The sequence below is a fragment of the Streptomyces sp. NPDC087844 genome (assembly GCF_044742785.1).
Classification (GTDB): Bacteria; Actinomycetota; Actinomycetes; order Streptomycetales; family Streptomycetaceae; genus Streptomyces.
Window position 1 is genome coordinate 79379 of the sequence record NZ_JBIUVD010000025.1, and the last position, 21133, is coordinate 100511.

Annotated in this window: 22 protein-coding genes and 3 pseudogenes; 11 read left to right on the forward strand and 14 right to left on the reverse strand. The window is 67.2% G+C overall.

The annotated features are described in order from the left end of the window. Window positions 1-129: 129 nt before the first annotated feature. Window positions 130-399: a hypothetical protein gene (locus ACIOKD_RS35240; RefSeq protein ID WP_402092022.1), complete on the forward strand. Its 270-nt coding sequence runs from the start codon at window positions 130-132 to the stop codon at window positions 397-399. 246 nt (window positions 400-645) lie between these two features. Here ACIOKD_RS35240 and ACIOKD_RS35245 read toward each other — a convergent pair. After that, a pseudogene (locus ACIOKD_RS35245) lies at window positions 646-918 on the reverse strand (IS5/IS1182 family transposase); the annotation flags it as partial. Window positions 919-1072: 154 nt separating this feature from the next. On the opposite strand from ACIOKD_RS35245, the gene ACIOKD_RS35250 reads away from it, so the two are divergent. Next, the gene (locus ACIOKD_RS35250; protein ID WP_402092098.1) at window positions 1073-1678 is read left to right on the forward strand and encodes a lytic polysaccharide monooxygenase; all 606 of its coding nucleotides are present in this window, start codon (window positions 1073-1075) and stop codon (window positions 1676-1678) included. Window positions 1679-2132: 454 nt separating this feature from the next. Here the strand turns inward: ACIOKD_RS35250 and ACIOKD_RS35255 are convergent, their stop codons facing one another. From ACIOKD_RS35255 to ACIOKD_RS35265, 3 genes are all read right to left on the reverse strand, one after another. Continuing rightward, a complete protein-coding gene (locus tag ACIOKD_RS35255; protein WP_402092023.1) occupies window positions 2133-2378 on the reverse strand; it encodes a hypothetical protein in 246 nt (81 codons plus the stop codon). A gap of 83 nt (window positions 2379-2461) precedes the next feature. Next, the gene (locus ACIOKD_RS35260; protein WP_402092025.1) at window positions 2462-2803 is read right to left on the reverse strand and encodes a hypothetical protein; all 342 of its coding nucleotides are present in this window, start codon (window positions 2801-2803) and stop codon (window positions 2462-2464) included. 77 nt (window positions 2804-2880) lie between these two features. Continuing rightward, window positions 2881-3267, reverse strand: a complete 387-nt coding sequence (locus ACIOKD_RS35265; RefSeq protein ID WP_402092027.1) for a hypothetical protein — start codon at window positions 3265-3267, stop codon at window positions 2881-2883. Between the two features lie 401 nt (window positions 3268-3668). Here ACIOKD_RS35265 and ACIOKD_RS35270 point away from each other — a divergent pair. Next, window positions 3669-3941: pseudogene (locus ACIOKD_RS35270) on the forward strand (response regulator); the annotation flags it as partial. Window positions 3942-4114: 173 nt separating this feature from the next. Here ACIOKD_RS35270 and ACIOKD_RS35275 read toward each other — a convergent pair. Both ACIOKD_RS35275 and ACIOKD_RS35280 read right to left on the reverse strand, forming a co-directional pair. Next, window positions 4115-6991, reverse strand: a complete 2877-nt coding sequence (locus ACIOKD_RS35275; protein WP_402092029.1) for an ABC transporter substrate-binding protein — start codon at window positions 6989-6991, stop codon at window positions 4115-4117. Window positions 6992-8149: 1158 nt separating this feature from the next. After that, entirely contained in the window at window positions 8150-8392 is a 243-nt protein-coding gene (locus tag ACIOKD_RS35280; protein WP_402092030.1) for a hypothetical protein, read from the reverse strand. A gap of 655 nt (window positions 8393-9047) precedes the next feature. On the opposite strand from ACIOKD_RS35280, the gene ACIOKD_RS35285 reads away from it, so the two are divergent. Further along, the gene (locus ACIOKD_RS35285; RefSeq protein WP_402092031.1) at window positions 9048-9479 is read left to right on the forward strand and encodes a hypothetical protein; all 432 of its coding nucleotides are present in this window, start codon (window positions 9048-9050) and stop codon (window positions 9477-9479) included. Window positions 9480-9542: 63 nt separating this feature from the next. On the opposite strand, the gene ACIOKD_RS35290 is transcribed toward ACIOKD_RS35285, so the two are convergent. The 3 genes from ACIOKD_RS35290 to ACIOKD_RS35300 all read right to left on the reverse strand — a co-directional run bounded on the left by ACIOKD_RS35290 (window position 9543) and on the right by ACIOKD_RS35300 (window position 11242). Beyond that, window positions 9543-10469, reverse strand: a complete 927-nt coding sequence (locus ACIOKD_RS35290; protein WP_402092032.1) for a Ku protein — start codon at window positions 10467-10469, stop codon at window positions 9543-9545. A gap of 109 nt (window positions 10470-10578) precedes the next feature. Then, window positions 10579-10791: a hypothetical protein gene (locus ACIOKD_RS35295; protein ID WP_402092033.1), complete on the reverse strand. Its 213-nt coding sequence runs from the start codon at window positions 10789-10791 to the stop codon at window positions 10579-10581. Window positions 10792-10870: 79 nt separating this feature from the next. Further along, the gene (locus tag ACIOKD_RS35300; RefSeq protein ID WP_402092034.1) at window positions 10871-11242 is read right to left on the reverse strand and encodes a DUF6233 domain-containing protein; all 372 of its coding nucleotides are present in this window, start codon (window positions 11240-11242) and stop codon (window positions 10871-10873) included. Window positions 11243-11333: 91 nt separating this feature from the next. Between ACIOKD_RS35300 and ACIOKD_RS35305 the strand changes: the two genes are divergently transcribed. After that, entirely contained in the window at window positions 11334-12341 is a 1008-nt protein-coding gene (locus tag ACIOKD_RS35305) for a hypothetical protein (RefSeq protein WP_402092035.1), read from the forward strand. 86 nt (window positions 12342-12427) lie between these two features. On the opposite strand, the gene ACIOKD_RS35310 is transcribed toward ACIOKD_RS35305, so the two are convergent. Further along, window positions 12428-12631, reverse strand: a complete 204-nt coding sequence (locus tag ACIOKD_RS35310) for a hypothetical protein (RefSeq protein ID WP_402092036.1) — start codon at window positions 12629-12631, stop codon at window positions 12428-12430. 232 nt (window positions 12632-12863) lie between these two features. Continuing rightward, window positions 12864-13259, reverse strand: coding sequence for a peptidase inhibitor family I36 protein (locus tag ACIOKD_RS35315; RefSeq protein WP_402092037.1), 396 nt, complete (start codon window positions 13257-13259; stop codon window positions 12864-12866). A gap of 258 nt (window positions 13260-13517) precedes the next feature. Here ACIOKD_RS35315 and ACIOKD_RS35320 point away from each other — a divergent pair, with 258 nt between their 5' ends. Next, complete coding sequence (locus ACIOKD_RS35320; protein ID WP_402092038.1) at window positions 13518-13961, forward strand: hypothetical protein; 444 nt, start codon at window positions 13518-13520, stop codon at window positions 13959-13961. A gap of 13 nt (window positions 13962-13974) precedes the next feature. Further along, window positions 13975-14508: an AAA family ATPase gene (locus tag ACIOKD_RS35325; protein ID WP_402092100.1), complete on the forward strand. Its 534-nt coding sequence runs from the start codon at window positions 13975-13977 to the stop codon at window positions 14506-14508. Between the two features lie 174 nt (window positions 14509-14682). Here ACIOKD_RS35325 and ACIOKD_RS35330 read toward each other — a convergent pair whose 3' ends face one another. Continuing rightward, complete coding sequence (locus tag ACIOKD_RS35330) at window positions 14683-14916, reverse strand: hypothetical protein (RefSeq protein WP_402092039.1); 234 nt, start codon at window positions 14914-14916, stop codon at window positions 14683-14685. Window positions 14917-15240: 324 nt separating this feature from the next. Between ACIOKD_RS35330 and ACIOKD_RS35335 the strand changes: the two genes are divergently transcribed. From ACIOKD_RS35335 to ACIOKD_RS35350, 4 genes and pseudogenes are all read left to right on the forward strand, one after another. Further along, window positions 15241-16686, forward strand: a complete 1446-nt coding sequence (locus ACIOKD_RS35335; RefSeq protein ID WP_402092101.1) for an NF041680 family putative transposase — start codon at window positions 15241-15243, stop codon at window positions 16684-16686. 36 nt (window positions 16687-16722) lie between these two features. Continuing rightward, entirely contained in the window at window positions 16723-17262 is a 540-nt protein-coding gene (locus tag ACIOKD_RS35340; RefSeq protein ID WP_402092040.1) for a hypothetical protein, read from the forward strand. A 410-nt stretch (window positions 17263-17672) separates the two neighbouring features. Beyond that, window positions 17673-17836: pseudogene (locus ACIOKD_RS35345) on the forward strand (transposase family protein); the annotation flags it as partial. 354 nt (window positions 17837-18190) lie between these two features. Beyond that, window positions 18191-18619, forward strand: coding sequence for a peptidoglycan-binding protein (locus ACIOKD_RS35350; RefSeq protein ID WP_402092041.1), 429 nt, complete (start codon window positions 18191-18193; stop codon window positions 18617-18619). A gap of 571 nt (window positions 18620-19190) precedes the next feature. On the opposite strand, the gene ACIOKD_RS35355 is transcribed toward ACIOKD_RS35350, so the two are convergent. After that, entirely contained in the window at window positions 19191-19667 is a 477-nt protein-coding gene (locus ACIOKD_RS35355; protein WP_402092043.1) for a hypothetical protein, read from the reverse strand. A gap of 25 nt (window positions 19668-19692) precedes the next feature. Further along, window positions 19693-20619 (reverse strand): hypothetical protein, encoded by a 927-nt coding sequence (locus ACIOKD_RS35360; protein WP_402092044.1) that lies wholly within the window; start codon window positions 20617-20619, stop codon window positions 19693-19695. Between the last annotated feature and the right edge of the window lie 514 nt (window positions 20620-21133).

The following is a 21133-nucleotide window of genomic DNA, read 5'->3' on the forward strand; positions in this document are numbered from 1 at the left end:
ACCCCGCCTGGAGGGCGAACGCCTGGGCACCGCTGCCGAGATGGCCGTCGACGTGACCTGGACCCGTGCTCGCGTGACGCGCTACAGCGTGACCGAGGACGTGGACCTCGCAGAGGTCGCCTGTCTGTGGTGGGCAGCCTGCACCGCACCCCAGTCCGCGTGGTCCCGGTCCGCGACCTGGACGAGACCCGCCCCTACCCTCTCGCTCTGGCCGGCACCGACCTCACCACCAGCGGCGAACATCTTGTGGCCCGGTACGCCTCACGCTGGTCCAAAGAGCAGTCGATAAAGGACGGGAAGAACCTCCTGGGGGCGGGCGATACCCAGAACCGTCTGCTCGCCGCCGTCGAACGCACCACACCCCTGGGACTGGCGAATCTGACCATTCTGGTCCTGTAGTACGACCACGCCGGCCACCCCGCCGCTGACCTCAACTCCCGCCGCCAGGAGGCCCCCTGGTACCGCCACAAGCGCCACGTCTCCATCGAAGACGTGATCATCGCATTCCGGCGCACCCGGATAAGCAGCAACGCCACGGTCCAGGGCACATCCGCCCTATGTGGCGAGAACACCCCCCACCAGCGAAGCAATCGCTGCGTAACGGCGAAACCTCAGTGAAGAGCGTTTTACCCTGTTGTTCTATCCCTAGATGTGGCTTTGATGTTCTGGTGTCGGGTCGCTCTGGGAGATGGTGTTCTCGCCAGTGAGATGGTGGGCCGTGAGGTCGGTCATCGCGAGGTGAATTATGGCTTCGGAGCGGTGTGGGTGGGTTTCGTAGTCGCGGGCAAGGCGGCGGCGGAGCATGAGCCAGCCGTAGGTTCGCTCCACAGCCCGCCGTTTCGGAAGTGAAGGCTCCCTGGTCCCGGGATTGCGTTGGACAATCGCAAGGTTGATGCCGAGGACCGCTGGGTGCTCAACTCCGGTTGTTTCATTGACATTTAGCTCAGGATACGTACCGTTGGGAGCGCTCCCATGACAGTCTTGGAACTGGAAGGAGTTCCCCCACATGCGCAAACAGATCCCGTTAACGGGGCGTTCGCGGTCCCTCCGCCGACCTCTCGAAGCGCTCGTCATGCTGTTCGCCGTAGTTGTCGGCGCACTGACCTGGTCGGCCCCCGCCCAGGCTCACGGCACCATCGTCGACCCCGCCTCCCGCGCATACCAATGCTGGAAGACGTGGGGCAGCAACCACACGAACCCGGCCATGCAGACCGAAGACCCCATGTGCTGGCAGGCCTTCCAGGCCAACCCTGACACCATGTGGAACTGGATGAGCGCGCTCCGTGACGGCCTGGGTGGCCAGTTCGAGGCGCAGACCCCGGACGGGACGCTCTGCAGCAACAACCTGTCGAGGAACGCCAGCCTGAACAAGCCCGGGCAGTGGAAGACCACCACCGTCGGCAACAACTTCTCGGTCCACCTGTACGACCAGGCGTCCCATGGTGCCGACTACTTCAAGGTCTACGTGAGCAAGCAGGGCTTCAACCCGCAGACCCAGACCCTGGGCTGGGGCAACCTCGACTTCATCACGCAGACCGGCCGCTTCGCCCCGGCGCAGGACATCACGTTCCCCATCCAGACCTCCGGCTACACCGGACACCACATCCTGTTCGTGATCTGGCAGGCCTCGCACCTCGACCAGGCCTACATGTGGTGCAGCGACGTGAACTTCGGCTGAGCCGGGGAGCGCCGCACACGGCACCGGCCTTGGCCGGACGCCGGTAGCCGGTAGCCCAGAGCGGTTTCTCGTATCTGGTGGCGATTCCGCACAAGTTCTTGAGCCCGTTCAAGCAGTGCTCGATCGTGTTGTGCCGCCGGTAGGTCTCCCGGTCGAATCCTGGCGGTCGGCCGCCGCGGCAACGGCGCCTCAGTCGGTGTCATTGCTGGTCGGTCTTCTCCGGGATGGTGTGCGCCATACTCGTTTCCGCAGGTAGGCCCGGAAGCCTCGGAAACTGTAGGCCTTGTCTGCGATGGCCTGGTCGAGCCTGCAGCGCGGCCGGCCCGCGCCGATTCGGGGAAGACGGATCCGTTCCAGAAGAGAGCGGGCGCAGACACCGTCGTGGCGTGGGTCGGGCGTCAGCAAGATCACGAGCGGACGGCCCTTGCCGTCGCAGGTGAGATGAACTGGGTGGTCAGGCCTCCGCAGGATCGGCCGAGGGCGTGACCGTCCGGTTCGTCCATGGACTCCCGGGGTCCGCCGGGGCGAGTAGGCCGGCGACGGTACGCCCGGCTGCGCGGGGCAGGGTGGTGGTGCGGCCGGTGTACTGCAGGCGCCCGGCGGTGTCGTATCTGCCGAGCAGCAGCGAGCGCGGTGCCGTGGCCGGGCCGGTGATGGCGCCGACGATGGCCTCGGTCGTCTCGCGCACCTTGTACTTCAACCACCCTTTGGCCGTCGGCTGTACGGGCTGTCGTGCCTCTTGAAGACGACGCCCTCCAGGCCGACCGCGGTCCACGAGGTGAGCTATTCGTGGACGGTGTCGGGGTCGGTGGTCGACGGACACAGTGCCCACGGCGCCGACAGCCGGTGTTCGTGGAACAGTTCATCGAGCGCGGCCCTGCGCCGCTGGTACGGCCACGCCGTGGTGTCGGTGCCCGCGAGGCGCAGGACGTCGAAGGCGACGAAGTGGGCCGGCTGCTGCGCGGTGGCCTGGACGGCTGTGGGGCCACGGCGGTGCAGCCGGTTCTGCAGCTGCTCGAACGCGAGCCGCCCGTCGGCACTCCACACGATGATTTCGCCGTCCAGGGCGGTGGCGTCCGGCAGCTGTACGGCGCCTGCCACCACTTCGGGGAACGCGGCCGCCATCTGGGTGCCGCGGCGTGAGCAGCGCGACCTGGCCGCCGTCGACGGACAGGCCGGCCCGAAACCCGTCCCACTTCGGCTCAGCGGCCGACCGTGGTGGCAGGGTTAGGGCTGCGCACTGTGTCGGTGAGCATCGGTTCCGGCAGCGTCCATGTCATGTCGGATGTGTTCCACCCTGTCGGGCGGCAGCGTGCGGGGTCAGTCGGGTGGATGTCCGCGGCAGTGACAGCCGTCCGGGCGGGTGCGTTCTTCCGGCACGCCGCGGCGGCATGGGCCGGGCGGCTGAGTAGGGGGATACCGAGCGCGGTGTCCAGGCGCGGTGGCTGCACGCGCGGCAGTGCTCGATGCTCTCCTGGATCTCCTTCTTGGCCCAGGTCCCGAATATTCTCCGCCAGCACGGTCATGGACTCTTCGGAGCCCATGAAGGTCAGCACGTTCTGGTCCTCATCCACAGCGATGAGGACCATACGGTCTTCTCGTACTTCTCCTCCGGCCGCTGGCGCCACCCCGCCAGCTGGCACCGCGCCCGCCCCGACCTCACCCTCGCTGACATCCCCCTCCTCGACACGCGCGGCCTGTCATCCTGACGACCGATCTCTAGGCGGAAGTCGCAGCCGACGGCCGGGACCGGCTCGCAGGGCACCGCCCAAGGGGCCACCCCGACGAACTGCCGGTAGATGAAGTGCCGGTGGATGAAGTGCCAGGTCTCGTACGCCGGCCGACGGCGGGCGAAGCGGGCCGGGCGGGTCGGTGTTCGTGCCGATGGTGGGGTTTGCATCATGCTGCCAGTCAAGGCAGTCCGGTGTTGCCGCCACGTCCGTGGTTTTCGATATGTCGACGACATGCGCCGGCTCGTAGCATCGAGCGCATGCGTGTCTTGGTCGTCGAGGACGAACCGTATCTGGCGGAAGCCATCCGCGACGGTCTACGCCTGGAACCGATCGCGGCTGACATCGCAGGTGACGGCGACACCGCTCTGGAGCTCCTGAGCGTCAACGCCTACGACATCCCCGGACCGTCCGGCGACGAGTTCGCCGAACACATCGTCGCCCCCGGCTGCGGCATGCCCATCCTCATGCTCACCGCGGCCGACCGTCTCGACGGCAAGGCCACCGGGTTCGAACTCGGCGCCGACGACTACGAGCACACCAAGCAGATCGAGCGCACCGGCAGGTAGCGAAATGGGGATGGAGATGTCGCACGGAGTCGAGATCACTGTGATCGTGCCGGCCTTCGCCGGAATGACTTTCTTGGCTCTGTCGCTGATTTTGGGGCAGCGGCCTCAACGCGGAGACACCGGCGTCGAGCTCGCGATCACTTCCCTGGTGACAGGTCGACCTTTTTGCAGTGGAGGTCGTCGGTGACGCCTGCCGGACGCTGACACAGCCGCCTCGCCTTTCCGGCGTCCGGAATTTCCGTCAGCCGGATGCTGTGGCCCGTGCGCCCGCCGAAGGGCTCGGCGGTCGTGAAATCGATGTTGCCCGTGGCCTGGTTCGCGATTTTCAACTGCCAGAGGTTCGCTGCGGTGGCGGCCCTGGTCTGAGGTTTCTCGCCGGAGGCATCGGATCCCGTCCCCCCGTTGCTCGCGGCCTCGAAGAGCGCCTTGGTGGCGTCGTGCGAGAGCGGCGTCTGGCCGCTGGCGAAGCTGTCCGGTGTGGCGTCGATCTTCAGATACTTCTTGGCGGCAGCGTAGAACTGCGTACTGTCCTTGGACTCGTCCAGAGCAGTCAGTCCGACGGTGTACAGGGTGACGTTCGACGCCAGTCCGTGCCCGTGCTCCATGTTCCCGCCCTTGGAGAGGTCATCACCGGTGAGGATGGCCATATCCCGTTCCGAACAGTTCGACGTGCTGTTGAGCAACTCCGCCAGCCGCCACAAGTCCTCGACCCTGCCGGCGAAGTAGATGACCGACGGCCCGCCTTTGACACAGATCTCGTCGACGGAGTCCGCCATCCTCAAGACATCACGCTTCGGCAGGTCGTACTTGAGCAACCCGCCCTGTCCCGCCAGCTGGAAATCTTTCTTCTTCAGCATCTCCAACCCGTACTTGGCCTGTTCCTTGGTGTATTTGTCGTTGGTGTCGCGGACGAGCACCACGGCCTCCTTCCTGGTGTCGACCAGTTGGTCTGCGATCCGGCCCAGTTGCTCGGCCTGCCATTTGTCGGTGGCCGCGAGGCTGAACCAGTTCATGTACCGCTCCGGCAGATACGTCGCCGAGTTCGTTCCGGAAACTACGGGTAGTCCCGCGTCCCGTAGCTTCGCGACCACCGCGTCGCTGGAGTCGAGGTCACGGCCGAGACCGACGACTCCCACCACGGTCCGGTCCGTGTCGGCGTAATCTGCGATGTGACCGGCCATGTCCAGTTGGTCCTGCAGGTCCACACCGCCGTTGGCGGCCAGCACGCGCAGCTTCACGGGCGTACCCACGCTGTTGATGACTCGTTGGGCGAGGTACACACCCTTCAGTTCTTCGACGCCCTTGACTGGGGACGTTCCCTTGTCGTCCGGACTCAGAGGTCCCGCGTACACGATGGTGACGTAGTGGTCACGGTGGTTCTTCAGCACCTCGGCGTTCGCGGCGCCGATGTCCTTCTCCAGTTGCTTCAGGCCCGGAGTGTCCTTGTTCTTCGGGCCCTGTCCGCTGAAGCGGAAACCGTTTGTCGCGATGCCGATGCACTCGATCTCACCGGCACCCTTCTCCTTCCGGGTGGTGTACTGATTGACGCTGAGCAGGCCGTTGGAGCAGTGGTCGCCGTACCTGTCGTCGTACCACGTCGTACCGGTGGCCCCCAGCAGCGCCATCAACGCGGTCAGTGAATACACGGACCACAGCGCACGGGCGACCGGGAGCCGGGGGCGGGCCTTCATGCACCGCCACTCGTGTTCCCGCAGTTCTGACAGGTCACGTGCGGGCAGCGGGATCTTCAGCACCCAGGGCAGAGTCTGCTCCTGACTCGGTGACTGGCCGGACCGCAGGTTTCCCGCCCACTCGACATACCAGCGGCTGAGCCGACGGCGCAGCCGCTGCGAGTCTTCGCGGTCGGAGCCGGTATGACGGACGATGCTGTGTTCGAGCCGGGGCACGTCGGCGGCGTCGACACTGGCCACGATCAGCAGCGGGTCGATTTCGCTTCGCCTGCTGCGGACGTCGCTGACGGCCTTGATGAGTTCGATGCCGCCGTTCTCGTTGCCGATTCCCTGCAGGAAGAGCATGGGGGGCCGGTTCCTCTTGAAGCCGCGCAGGTCCCAGCTCCAGCGGCGGTGGTTGTCGCGCAGATCCTCCAGCAGGGCCAGTACATACAGTCGGAGCGGAAACTCCCCGCTCCCTCGCAGCTCCTCGGCCACATCGAAGGCACGGGCCGCGATGGTTCGCCAGGAACGAACCGGATGCAGGAGGCGCACGTCGGTCGGTTGCTGGCGCATGCCCGCCCGGAGGAAGGTCGTCGTCAGGAACCAGCGGCTCTCCCTGCGCAGCCACAGAAGGAGCGGGGCGCGGCCGGGCACCTGGTTGAGCATGGCCAGCAGCACGACCACCAGCGCGACGCTCGCGGGGATGAAAACGTACCACTCGGCACGGCTGAGGAGCGCGGTCAGACCACCGAGCAGGCCGGTGAGAACGATCTGCTGCATGGCCGGCGACAGCAGTTGATACCGCCCGCCGGAAGACCTCCTCGGGCGCCAGTGCTGTTTGGCCAGCAGCCGCAGCAGCTGCTGCTGCGCTCCTGCCCTGGCCACTGGGCCGGGGCGCCAATTCAAAGTGTCCGAGGGGTCGTCGGCGGGTTCCGGAGACCAGTGCGCCCGCATCTCCGGAGCCTCCACCGCGTCGTGGATGGCACGCACCAGGTTCAGCCTGGGAAAGGAGTACCGACGGTAGCTCGCCGACCGCTCACCCCATCCGCGGGGATCGCCGAGGTGACGGACCAAGTGGACGGCGCGCTCCGTCGGACTCCCGCCGCCGTCCGGGCGCGCGGGACCGCTGCCGACCGCCGATGCGTCGAGGGCCACGGCGTAACGGGTGCCGTGGTGCCGCTGCCCTTCGCGCAGTTCGTCGACGAGAGCTGTCACACGGTTGTCGGCGGCGGCGTCCTCGGCGTGCAGCACGACGACCGGCATCGGCGGATCCCCGGTCTGGAAACTCTGGATCAGTGTCTCCAGCTGCTGCTGGACATCGATGCCGGCGAGGGTGGACATCCCGTCGTGATGACCCTCGCAGCTCGACGGGCGTTTCTGATCGCCTCTGGGCATGGCATCCCCCTGTTCGCTCTCAGTACACGGCGATGCCAGGAAGCTAGCGACGGCCGGTGCAGCAATTCGCGGCTTTGGCGGACAACGCCTCTGATGAGTGAATGCTTCTGCCCTCGGGTTGCGGCGTCTTCCGGATCAGCTCCAGTTCGAGGTCGGATCCGGAGAAAGCCTGCTTGGCCTTGGCCAATGCTGTGGGTTCCTCACATGGTGTACACATACCGGCGCCGTAGTTGACGGGTTGGTGTGCGGGTCTGCCACAAATCCAGTGACTGGGACGAGAGTTGAGCTGGTCGGTCGCCAGGGTGGTGGCGTGAGTGCTGTCGTCAAGGTTGGCGAATGACTGGCCGGCGAAGGCGGCCTTGCGGAAGATGCGCCATCAGCCTTCCTGCAGGTTGAGCCAGCACGCGCCGACGGGGACGAAGGCGTGGTGGATGCGGGGATGGTCCTTGAGTCAGGTCCGGGTGGACACGCTGTTGTGACTGGACAGGTTGTCGGTGACGATCCAGATCTCACCGGTCGGGTTGGCGTCCTCGATCTGTTACAGGAACTGCTGGTGGAAGACACTGTTGCGGGAGGACGCCGTCATCGTGAGGGCCTGGCCGTCGGCGGGTCGCAGGCCGCCGTAGACCAGGTCTTCTCCGGTCCGCGGCTGTAGTCGAGTTCCGCCTTGATCCGGCGCCCGTCCGGTGACCAGGCGGGCGCAGGCGGGAAGGTGCGGGGGATCACCGGCCCCAGCTCGTCGGCGCAGATCACTGCCGCACCGACGGGCGGGTGGGTGCAGAGGCCGATGATCCTCGTCCTTCTGGGACGAAGTCCGGGTCCCTGGACCGCATCCAGGACCGGGTACGGCGCCGGCGCACACCCTCGGCGAGCAGGATGCGGCGCGCCGAGCCTCCGCCAACTTGAAGTCGCAGGCCAAAGGGCTGGTGTGACCGGCTCTCGGGGGGTTCCCGCGTCGGTCGCGGCGCTCCTTGTCCGTTACGCACCGGTCGCCGCGGTGATGGGCGACTTCTGTCGAGAGTTTCAGCAGGCGAGCCGAGCAGCTCCCTATCCGCTGGCAACGATGTGTCGGATGAGGCGAAGTGCGTGATCAGCGGCAGCCGGTCACAGGCAGGTGGCGAACCGGCCGCCGGGTAGCTTCCGCAGCCAAACGCGGTCGACAAGTCTGACCAGCTTTCCGCGCAGCGGTTCCAGCTTGGACCGGATGTTGACGTCCACTCCCAGCATCTTGCCGGCCTGCCGAGCCATGACCGGTCCGGCGGGCTGCCACACGACGGCGAGAATGCGCTGGTAGTCCGGCGGAAGCACGTTCTCCTCCACATCGGAGGTGCGGTGTGGGATCAGCATGACCGCCACCCACCTGCGCGGGCACCGGCGAGGCCGAGACGCGCTCATCAGTGATCTGTTCGCTCGCCCGCTCGCCCGCTAAAGGACCCGTTCGGCGACAGCAAGTTCGTCTCGCTCAGCGCACCTCCGCCAGCTGCTTGGCCAGCTGTTCTTCGAGTTCATCCAGTTCCGCGCGTCGCGCGGTGATCCGTTCCAGCAGCTCGGGATCCATGCACCGGATCGTAAATGGCAGCCTGAACCCAGCGAGTAGAAACCAGCGAACCGTCCGGCTCTGTCAGACGATCTACTCCGCGGACAGCCGCCCACGACCAGCGTGAGCACTTCGAGAGTCGGTCACGCCAGACCGCTGACCTGCTTCTTCAGGTTGGCGGAGGCTCACTGCTCGCCGAAGTGCCGTACGAGGGCCTGGCGGCTGCGGCGCGAGGCCGCCGACGGTGGCCGGTGATGCGGCCGTGCGCCCGTTGCGACAGGTGTCACGGCGTGACGCCTGTCCGTCACGCTGATGTTGCGGGTGTCCCGGACCGAGCTGGCTCTCGGGTCGGCAGGCCGCTTACCTACATTCCGGCCGCTGCCGTGTGCAAGCCCCGCGCGTGGTGTCGGGGCCAGTGTTCCGGTTTCCGCCCGAGGGCTGTGCGGGGTGGCTACGGTGCCCTCTATGCCGTCCGAGCTGACTTCGGATCAGGTCATGCGCGTGGTTGCCGCGCTGGAAGCGGCATGGGCCGATGACCGCGGCGCGTTGGCCGCTCTGGTGCGCGGTGGGCACGGTGAGCAGCCGCTGGCGGTACTGGTTGCCCAGTACGGGGCGAGCAGGGCAGAGCGCGCGCTGCTGTTCGTCACCGGCATCGCAGGCATTGAAGGAGCTGACCGGCAAGAGGCGCTGGCGCAGTTGCGGAAGGACCCTCTCAAGCGCATGACCACGGTGGCGCTGGGCATGAGGTGCGGCTGGGCTCGCAGTGCGGGCGACGACGTCCGGGCGACCGGCGACCTCGCCCGCCATGTCCTCCGGGCGCTCTGTCCTTCACCACGGACGGCGACGACCCGCAGCAGGTACAAGCACTGTTTGCCCACCTGCGATCAGACGCCTTGAGTCGTTCGTGACTCGACGGCCGGGCAAGTCTTCGCTGTTACGGACCGGTTGTGGCCCGGTACGTCATGCACTGCGTTTCGGCTTCGCCGCCGTCTTCTTGGCGGTCTTCCTCGCGGTGGTCTTGTTGGCGGCCGGCTTCTTCGTCGTCTTCTTGGCTGTTGTCTTCTTCTTCGCGTGCAGTTCGTGGACGTCGGCGTTGCCCTCGCCGCGGGAGGTCCGGGCCTTTTTCACGGAGGCTTCCAGGGCGGCCATCAGGTCGACGACCTTCCCGGCAGGCGCTTCGGGTGCCGGTGCTTCGGGGGGTGCGTGGCCTTCGCGTTTGGCTTTGATGACGTCGGCGAGGGCGTCGGTGTAGTGGTCCTCGAACTCGCTGCCTTCGAGATTGTCGCGGGTCATGTGGTCGATGAGGGCCTGTGCGCCCTCGATCTCATCGTCCGATACCTCTACCGCGTCGGGGACCAGTTCTTTGGGGGAGCGGATTTCGTCGGGCCAGCGCATGGCGTGCAGCACGATCGCGTCGTCGCGGACGCGCAGCATGCCGAGGCGTTCGCGGCCGCTCCACGCGTATTTGGCGATCGCGACCTTGGCGCTGCGTTCGAGCGCCATCCGCAGCAGCTTGTACGGTTTGGCGGCGACGGGGCCGTCGGCCTGGAGGTAGTAGCCGTCGCCGACCTGCAGGGGGTCGATCGAGGCGGCGGGGACGAACGCGGCGATCTCGATGGCCTTCGCGGTGGGCAGCGGCATCTCGCGCAGTTCCTCATCGGATATCGCGATGAGGGTGTCCTTGCTGATCTCGTATGCCTTGCCGATCTCGCCCTGGGGGACCTCGCGGTCCTCGATCTCGCAGATCTTGCGGACACGGACGCGGCTCATGTCGTCGAGGTGGTACTGGTGGAAGCGGATCGCGTGCTTCTCGGTCGCGGACACCACGTGGATCGGCACGGTCACCAGACCGAACGAGATGGCACCTGACCAGACAGTTCGGGGCACGACAAACCTCCTGTACGGCCCCGAGGCCTTCAGCATACGAGGAGCCGGCCGGACCGGCACGCGCACCGCGACTGCAGCCTCGCGCCGGTCACCGAACCGGTCCTGCTTCTCAGCGAGCCTGCGTACGGGTACTGGTGAAACGGACGGCCGGTCCCCAGCCTTCTTGTACGGGGGAGAGGCACCACTGGCACAGGGGCAGTCCGCCGCTGCCGTACTTGTGCGTGGGCCGCTGGCAGCCGGAACACGGTCCGACGTAGCTGCTGGAGGCGGTGAAGGTCGACGGGTCGGGTTCGCTGATCGGTGGCGGGGGAGTGCTGGTCATCGCGGGGGTGTCCTGTCCGGGGGCAAGTGGGTGGACACCGCGGTGCAGCGTGGCAGGCCGTGACAGTGCGGGAAGCCGGTCAGCGCGTCGCGGTGGCAAGGGCCGGGCGGCTGTATAAGGGGATGTCGAGCGCGGTGTCCGGGGTGCAGTGACCGCATGCGCGCAGTCCCGCGTCGAGGAGCCGGCGGGCTTCGTCACGGCTGATGGGCTTGTGTCGTTTGCCGATGGCGTAGCAGTGCCCGGCGTGGACTTCGACGGGCGGGTGGCCGGCACCCATGCCCAGCTCGATCACCCACTCCGGTCCCGGGAGCCGGGTCTGCCGGCCGTGTTCCTGCTCGGCTTCCCGTTCCCGGACAGCAGCGATCTTTGCGTCGATGCGCTGAAGCCACATGGCGTGCCAGGTCCTTAAAGTGAGCAGTCGTGCCAGGTCAGGCGGTAGGTCGTCGAACATACTCCCGTTCCTGGTTACGTGGCGGAGTGGCCCGCCACTCGCGTGTTCGAATACTAGTTCGATACTCTACGGGTGGAGGAGGTGGGGTGCCATGGCGGCAGCGGAAGACCAGATGTGGGTGTCGAGTGTGATGCATGTGCGCTGCCCGGACCGGCTGCCGGAAGAGACGTTCCGGCAGGTTCTGGAGCAGTGCGCGGAGCTCTCCCCGACCGTCCAGGCACTCCGGCCGACAGCTGCCCTTGTCGAGCTGAAGGGCGCCCTGCGCTACCACGGCACGGACGCCGGGCAGCTGGGTGAGGTGCTGCGGGTGCGGACGCTCTCGCGGCTGGGTGTCGACGTCCGCGTCGGGATCGGCCCCACCATCACGGTCGCGGCGACCGCCTCCGGCCAGATCGACGGCCCTGGCGGTGTTCTCGCCGTGGACCGGGACCAGGTCTTTGACTGGCTTGGGCCGCTGCCGGTGGAGGCCCTGCATGGTGTGGGGCCGAAGCAGGCGGCGGCGCTGCGCGAGTACGGCGTGCACTGCGTGGGCCTGCTCGCCACCATCCCTCCGGCCACCGTGCAGCGCCTGCTGGGCGGTAAGGCCGGCCGGATCGCCGTCGACAGGGCCTGCGGTATCGACCCCCGTCCCGTCGCTCCGCGCGCTCTACCCGCGTCCACGAGCGTGCGCCACACCTTTGCCCAGCACACCCTGCAGGGCGCCGTGGTCCGCGGCGCCCTGCTCGACCTGGTCGTTCAGCTCGGCCTCCAGCTGCGCGATCGCGGCCAGGTGGCGCGTGGCCTGACGCTGTCCCTGCGGTTCGCCGGCGGCACTGCGTGGGAGAAGACGCGCCGTCTGCCGGAGGCGTCCGCGCACGAGGACGACCTGCGCACGATGGCCTACCGGCTGATCGATGCCGCGGGCCTGCAGCGCGGCCGGCTGACCGGACTTGTCCTCAAGGGCGAGTACCTGGCCGACGCCGACCAGGTCGCGGAGCAGATCAGCCTCGACCAGGCGCGAGAGGACCGGCTGGTCGCGGAGGCGGTCAGCGACCGCATCCGCAGGAAGTTCGGGCCCGGCGCGATCGGCCCGGCCGCCGCCCTCCGCCGAGCCTCTTGACCACCCCCACCCACCGACCACATCGCCCTGATCTGTCCTGGAGACGACTGGTGCTGCTCAACCCGCCCGGCATGCTGAATCCCGCGTCACTGCCGGTCGCGGTGGGCGTCGATCCAGTGCTTGAAGCTGGTGCGCTGGTAGCCGTCGCGGGACTCGGCTGCGATGGGCAGGATGTGGACGGCGTCGGTCAGCGGCAGGGGCTCCGCTCGCGCCTCGTGTGCGGCGGCGGGGGCAGCGGCGAGCGGGAAAGCGAGGAGTACGGCAGCAGTGAGTGCGATCTTCGAGAACATGTGAGCTCTAGCTAGCGGTGGCCGGGCGTGGCCCGCCCGGAGTTGGGCCTCTCCTCACGCAAGCGGGGGCAATGGTCGTACCGCACGCGACCGTAACCGGGCTGCGGGAGCGGCGCGGCTGTGCCGTGCGGGCGCTCGGCGGGCCCCGCGTCATGCGCGTGTCCGGTCCCGTGGGGCCTCCGGGAGGCCCCTGGACATGTGGCTGCTGCCCTTTGCGGTCCTGCCGGATTCCCTACTGCGGCTTGAAGGAACGGATCTGGTAGCTGCCCTGCAGGTTGCCGCCGGCGTCGGTGGGGGTGGACCCGACGCGTGAGTTGTAGTTGGTTTGCGTGTAGTACTGCACGCGGTGCCCTGTCCTGTTCCAGACTGAGCGGACGTTCTGTCCCCTCTGGATGAAGGAACAGTCGTCGGCGGTGTTCGCCTTACTGGCCTGCGACCACTGACAGCGGGTTCCCCCGCCATTCCAGTCGCTGTAGATGCAGAAGTATCCGGGGGTGCAGTTGTAGGCCGCCAGGCTGCTGATCACTGCGGGGGCCTCGGCCGGGGCGGGGGCGGCGGCAGCGGGTACCGCCCCGAAAGCCGTGACCAAGGCGGCCGCGGTGACGGCGAGCGAGTGGATCCGACGCATGGCGGGGTCTCCTTCTCTTCGTCGGCGGTGTGGAACAGCCACACCGCCGTGGACTGATTGAGCGACTCAGCCGGCAGCTCAGTCACCAGACAGACCAACGAGACATCCCCGACCAGGAAACGGGAGAGAACCGGCCGTGACTCCGGCGAACCGCAGCCCCTGATCCGACTTCGATGGCAGACGGTGATCAGGGCGGCAAGACCAGCCCTACAGCAAGCCGAGCCGCGACCGTGTCAAAGATTCGGCACGCACGGCAACATGCTCGTGCACAGCGTGCTCTACCAGCAGTGGCTGCCCATGAGCGACCGCAACCGGGCGGTGGCGTCCCGGCATGTACGGAGCATGAGAACACCGCGCATCGTGCAGCGCCTGCGCCAGCGTCGTACACGGCGGCGGGAGTATTCGAGGCGGATCGAGGCGGTGATGAACTGCCAGGAAGTCCTGCGCTACACCGAGCCGAACGTTGCGCACGACTGGACAAGGATGACGCTGTACCGGGCCACGGACGCCTCCGACACCCTGGACATGGCTTCCCTGCTGAGTGCCGCGTACTGCCAGCAGCACACCGACGTCTCCCTGGACACCCTCGCTTCCTACCTCCAGACCCGCCACAGTCGCGGCTTGCCCGTCCCCGGACGGATCAGACGCGGCCCCGAGGGGGCTTACCGAGAACGGGTCACACCGCAGTATGGCCGTCGATAACGTGTCCGCCGTGATGGTGGGTACCGAAGAATCCCGACTGGTCGTGGTCCGTGGCAACAGCGCCTCAGGGAAGTCGTCCGTCGCGGCCGGCCTGCGCGAGCGGTTCGGCCGCGGCCTGGCCCTGGTCGGCCAGGACAACCTCCGCCGCATCGTGCTCCGCGAGCGCGACCGTCCCGGCGCCGCGAACATCGGCCTGATCGACCTGACCGCCCGCTACGCCCTGGACGCCGGATTCCACGTCGTCCTCGAAGGCATCCTCTACGCCGACCACTACGGCGACATGCTCGCCCAGCTGCGCACCGACCACCGCGGCCCGACCCACGGCTACTACCTGGACGTGCCGTTCGGCGAAACCCTTGCCCGGCACGCCACCAAACCGATTGCCGACGACGTCGACGAGAGGCAACTGCGCGACTGGTACCGGGAACGCGATCTGCTGCCCGGCGGCATCGAGACCGTGATCGGCGGCGACAGCGCCCTGCACGAGACCGTCGACCGCATCATGAACGTCACCGGCCTGGCCCACCTGCCCGCCGTGGACCGCTGAGCCGGGCACCGTTGCGACCGATGGTGCGTCTGCAAGGCGTCACAGGCGCGTCTCCCCGACGACCTGGTGCAGACGCAAGCCGCCTGGATCTCCTGGAACGGCTGGGTTACCGAGTACGCCGTACAACCCTTCAGTCCCTCTGCGAGTCAGAACCACGGCATGTCAGCTTGTTCTTTATCTTCCGTCCGCGTCGTAGGGCGGGGACGGAAGGTTCCAGACGGCATCTGACCGGCTGACGATCTTTCGGAGTTCGCGGGCGCTTCGTGGTGATACGGCCTGCATCACGGTGCCGAGGAGGGCTCGGGCTTCGAGAGGGTTGCCGCAGCAGTACCAGTGCACGTTGCCCCACTCGTAGTCGTGCCACAGATCATGCTCGGGCTGGTGGACGTAGTTCTTCCACAGGCTCACAGCTGCGCTGACGTCGCCTGGCTGCAGATGGTTTCGGGTGCGCTCGAGTTCGATGATCTCGGACAGCGCACGCGAAGACAGGCCGTCGATGACCGGCCGTGCAGCCGTTGTCCGGTGGCTGCCGGCGGCGCCGTCACGGATCCGTCCTGGCCGCCTACGCGGCATGGACCTTTCGGTTCGTCGTCATGCGGTACATGGTGCCACGGTCTCGAATGGCATCTCGAACGGATTCGCTCACCCGGGTATTCGCCGGACGTGGGGGCGGCCCTCGTCTGATCATGTGCTCCGACCAAGGTGCACGTGACCACGACGAAGGCCGTGAGGGTGAGTCTGCTGCCTGATGCTGCCCGGAGGGAGGCGTTCGCGGAAGCGTCACGCTTCCGGGGCGAGTTCTACGAGTGTCTGACCGCCCGGCGTGACGAGTTGTTCGAGCTCGTGGACGCGGTGCTGTGCGCGGACGGTGCGGTGAGGTCCCCGGTGGACCTGACTCTGCTGCCCGAGCACCGTCGGGGGCACGGAGCGATGTACGGCGGCTTGAACCACGGCCGCATCGACGTCGGGCGGCTGCGGGCCGTGCTGGCCGGACTGCCACTGCCGCGTTTCGACGGCGGGCGCCTGGTCCTGGCGGTCGATGTGTCGCCGTGGCTCCGCTCGGATGCGCCGTGTTCGGCGGACCGTCTGTTCTGCCACGTCTACGGCCGTGCGAAGACGGCGTCGCAGTTCATTCCGGGCTGGCCGTACTCCTTCGTCGCCGTGCTGGAGCCGGGCGCCACGTCCTGGACCGCGATCCTCGACGCGGTCCGGCTCGGGCCTACGGACGACGCGACGGCGGTCACCGCAGCCCAACTGCGAGGAGTTGTCGAGCGGCTCATCGCCGCCGGCCAGTGGCAGGTCGGGGACCCGCACATCGTGATCGTCAGCGATGCCGGCTACGACGTCACCCGCCTGGCCTGGGTCCTGCGCGACCTGCCCGTCGAACTGGTCGGCCGGGTCCGCTCCGACCGCGTCATGCGGCTGCCCAAGCCGCCTCGCGTCCACGACCCGAAGGGCGGGCGGCCGCCCAAGCACGGCCCGGAATTCCGCTTCGCCAAGCCGGAGACCTGGCCGGAGCCAGCGATCACCACGATCACGGACACCAGCAACTACGGGAAGGCTGAAACCCAGGCGTGGGACCGGGTCCACCCACGACTCACCCACCGCTCCTCATGGCTCGACCACGAGGGCGAACTGCCTTTAATGGAGGGCACTTTGATACGGCTGAAGGTTGAGCACCTGTCGAAGGACCGGGATGCTCCACCAGTGTGGTTGTGGTCCTCCAAGACCGGCGCTACCCCGAACGACGTGGACCGTTTCTGGCAGGCATTCCTCCGCCGCTTCGACCTCGAGCACACCTTCCGCTTCGCGAAGCAGACCCTCGGCTGGACCACCCCGAAACTCCGTACTCCCGAAGCCGCGGACCGCTGGACCTGGATCCTGATCGTCGCCCACACCCAGCTTCGACTGGCCCGGCCACTCGCCGCGGACCTTCGCAGGCCCTGGGAGAAGCCCACCACCCTCGACCGGCTCACTCCGGCACGGGTCCGCCGGGGGTTCAGGAACATCCGCGCTCACCTCGCCTGCCCGGCCCGTGTTCCCAAACTCCGAGGCGTCGGCCCCGGACGGCCTCCCGGCGCCAAGAACAAGCACCGGGCACCCCTCTACGACGTCGGCAAGACCGTCAAACGCCCCGAGACCCTCAAGGCCATCGGCAAGCCCGGAAGATCTTGGTAGATAAAGAACAAGGTCAGAGCCTGATTGACTGCGCCTATGACCGATGACGAGCTCCTCGACCAGATACGCGCCGAGGCTGCCCCTGGTGATCAGCCTGCACCGGGCTCCGCGGAGGCTGTCGCCGAGGTCGAAGCGGCGGTGGGGCATCCCATGCCGGCCCTGCTCAAGCGGATCTATCTCGAGGTCGCTGACGGCGGGTTCGGCCGGTGGGGCGAGGCATTGTCGCTGACGGATACGACCTACCAGTTCAGCGATAGTCCGCGGCTGGTCGAGGCCTATCTCACTGGGTGGCGTGACAAGCCCGGTCACCCTGCTTCGGTCGTTCCGCTGCTGGAGTGGGGTTGTGCCATCTGGTCCTTCGTCGACTTCAGCACTTCCGACGGCCGGATGTGGGCGTGGGATCCCAACCAGCGCTGCCTCGAACACGCTCTCTTTCCTGAGGGGGTCACTCTGGCCGAACGCCTGGCTGGATGGCTCGACGGACGTGACGAAGCGTTCCCTGAACCACCAGCTGTCTCTGACTGTCCGGCGTGTTCGGTGTCGTCGGCGGACTCCGGGCTGCAGCGCTTGAACTGAATCGCAGATCCGCCGTCCAGCAGCTTCAGATTCTCGACCGCGAACCGTACCTTCGGAAAACTGCAGGGGCGCCACCGCCACAAGGGGGGCAATGACCGCGGGGTGCGAGCGCTTTGGATCTCCATAAGCCTTTCGACGTTCCCGCGGACCGGCCCTCATTCGCTGAAACTCCGCCCCTTGATCTGGTCGATGAGGCCTGCCCGTCTGACACTTCCTGAGGGGTGGGGCGATTGATCTCTCTACAGAGGCGCAAGTAAGGGCTGGAATATGCACACGTGCAGGAGCAAGCAATCCTGAGGGATCTGTGCGAGTTGGCAGGCAGCGAAGCGCTGCTAAAGGGTGCTGCACAAGGCCGTGAGCTGGCCATCTCTGCTGTATGTCTGGGGTGTTGAAGGCTGGGCGGGTGTGGGGGCCGGCTGTGGTCGCTTCCGCTGGCCGAGTGGGTGCTGGTGTGGTCGCGGTGTACTACCGCACGAACCTGACTATGCGGCAGCTCGGCCCGCTGTCCGGCGTCTCGTCCTCCACCCTGTGCCGGGTGATCCAGAGGCTGGGACCGCTGCTCGCGATCGAGCCGGTTTCCGGCCCGGCCGGGACATGGACCGGTTGTGGTTCACGGACGGCACCCTGGTCCGGTCCTCGATCGCCCGCTTTGCCGCTGCTTGCTCGGTGCCTCTCTTCTTCGGCTCACGAAGCCGCTTCCAAGGCGGTTCCCGCGCCGGGGAAGCGTCAAGCATCGAAGTTTCACCGAGTGCGGCGGCGTCCCCTCGAACTGGTGCACGACTGATCAAGTTCCGTGCACGCACGACAAAGCTGCGAGGCCGCGATGATCCTAATGTTTCTCAGCAGGTTCAGGGGACGAGTTCCTGACATCCGAGACCCTAGGAGCATTTTCATGATCATCCGTTCGACTTCACGGGCCCCTCGCATCATGGCGATCGGTGCCCTCACAGCCGGCCTCCTCGGCGGGGCCATGGCTGTCGCCCCCTCCGCGGCGGCGGCATACGCCGGGCAATGCAACAGCAATCAGGTCACCGCAACCGGGGTCACCTCCGGGTACTCCATCACCCGGCCGGCATATCAAACCGGCATCAGCAGAACCGCCAACTGCTGGATGGACTACGGCAGTGCGGGATCCGGCGTCAGCTGGCTCCAGTTCACTCTTAACTCTTGCTACGGATTCAACCTCGCGACCGACGGTGACTTCGGGCCGGCCACGCGGGATGCCCTCGCGACCGCTCAGGGACGGGAGAACATCTCTGCCGACGGTCGGTACGGCACTGAGAGCCGCCAATACCTGAAGTTCCCGCGGTACCGCAACATCAACGGCGACCGCAGCGGCTGCGAGTCGATCAACTGACCCACCACCACTGAGAGGGCGACGCCCGGGCAGTGCCGCCCAGCAGCCTCCGTAGGTTGCTCTCCTGGCCGTTGCGCTGCCCAGTCCGGACCAGAATTTAAGCGTGCGGACAGCCTTCGCGCGCCTGCGAGGACGTGGGCTCGGGTAACGCTCGGAGGGGGGTTTGTTGGTGTATTGAGTGCTTGCTGGCCCGGGGTGTTGTGGGTTCGTTGAGAAGCCGGGTGGGTGGTTGGGGCGGGGTGTGTGGGGTGTTTGATGCTGCGCAGGGGGCTGGGCGGGGTGGCGGTTCTTGTGCAGGGTGATTGGCGCGCCTAGCGGCACTGGTGTTGGTCGGGCTTGTAAGTGCCGGATACTGTTGGTGATCTTGGATACGACCAGCAATCTGGGTGCTACCCACGCGCTACGGCCTGCGGGGTGTGGTGATGCCGGGTGTGGTGATGGGCCCGCCGCTCCCATGGGTCCTACCTGGACCGACCAGCCGAGTCAGGGCCTCGCCCTGCACAGGACGAAGACGGTCACAGCAGGGGGATCGTGCCGGGCCCCCGTCCCCGGCACGATCGACATCGGCAGGTCAGCAGCCGTCGGTCCAGGAGTGCGAGGAGATGTTGTCGTTGACCGACTCGTTCTTCCCCGACCACCACCACAGGCCGTTGTTGAAGATGTAGTCCCCTCCCGAAAGGTCCTGCCACGCGTCACCGTGGCCGAGGCAGGCGTACACCCCGCTCTGGTCCTGGTTGTAGTAAAGGTCGACATCGTCGTAACCGCCCGCGAACCCGCGGTTCTCCAGCGACGAGGCGAGGTTGCGCATCGGCTGGCAGTTGCCCGTCACACCGTCGTCGCCGTAGTCCCAGTCACGCTTGTTCCCCGACCAGGAACAGTGGGCGCCCCGCTGGTAGGGGTCCGCCCACGCGTGCAGCCTGCCGTCCTCCGCAGCGGCGGCCGCGCGCGGTGCGGCGGCCGGTCCGTCCGCGGCCTGCACGGCGGCGACCGGGCCGGCTGTCGCGAAGAGCATCGCGGCACCGGTGGCAAGCAGAGTCAGTCGCTTCATTTCCTCATACCTCTCAGATGGGGAGTCAGCAGGTCTTGACGATGTCCCGGGCGCGGTTCAGCGCCCCGGACTCCAGCGTCTTCCTGTTGATGAACTCGGTGGAATGGTCGGCTTCGACCCTCGCCCGTTCAGCGAGAGCGAGCGTGCGGGCCGTCTTCGCGAGACCCGAGGGACCTGCGCACTGGGCCTCCGCCCTCGCGGTCGCAATCTCGGTGGCGCGGGACTCACCCGCCCGACGCACGAACCGCTGACGTGCCTCCAGCGGGGAGCTGTACGAGTGGCCCTTGGCCCGCATGCAGGTCGACCACCGTGAGACGGCCGCCGTGAAGCGCTCGTCCCGTGCGACCGCGGGCGGTACGGACCGCTCCAGAGCGTCCGTCACCTTCCACGCGCTGTACCACTTGCGCAGGTCCGAGTAGAGGGACCGTTGCGCCTCGGACTCACACCCCTGATCGCTGTGCCGGACTGTGCCCATGCCGGGAACCCGCGCTTCCAGCCCCGTCGGCGCGGGGCCGTTCAGCGCGTCCACGGCAGCGTCCCTGCGCTCCGCGGAGAGGCTCCGGAAGTAGAGCTGGTTCGGGTTCTTGGCGGCGAGGGTGTCCCGTTTCCGCTGGATGTCGCTGCCGTAGCCGTGCTCGGCGGCCCAGCCCTCGTCGTCGACGACGTACGGGAAGAGGCGGTCGACCCCGTCCGGTAGGTCCCCGACGACGTGGAAGGAGAATCCCCGCTCCTCCATGCAGTTCCGCGTCAGGAGCGCCTCGGCCTGTGCCAGGGTCTGCCGCTCCGCGGGCGTAAGCGCGCGGGCGGCGACGGTCGACTCGGAGACGGTGGTCCTGGGAGCCGGGGATGGTGGTGCGGCCGTGCAGGCCGACAGCGCCGGAGCCGCCAAACAGAGCAGCACTGCGGCCACGGCCTTGCCCCGCCCTGGACAGGACCCGGTGCGTCCGGCCATGTTCATCCCTCTTCCCCCGAAACACTGCGACACCTCGAACGGTAGGAGGACCGGCTCGTCGGGGGTCCTGACATCCGTCAGGACCGTGGGCCCGGGCCGCCGTAGTAGTGCCGCTGTCAGGACCGCTGATCAGTGCTGCTGCGATGACAGAGGGGCGGCAGCTCGTCGGTTGTCCGGGCAGAAAAGCATGGTTCTGAAGCACTTCAGTGCCGGAGCCACGGAGGGTCACTGACCCGCGATCACGAACGGTCGTGGGTAACGTCTTCCTTGCGGGCCTGTGGTTTCACCGGGTCGATGGTGTTCGGATCGAAAACTTAGTGGCGGACGGTAAGTTGGTGGTCGTGCGGGCCCGGGCGACGACGGAGCGGGCCGGATGTTCCGGCTGCGCAGTGAGGTCCGCGCGGGTGCACGGCCGGTATGTACGCCGCCTTGCCGACGCTCGGGCGGGCACCGGCGGGTGGTGATCGAGTTACAGGTCCGTCGGTCCCTTTGCGATGAGAGCGCGCGCCCGCAG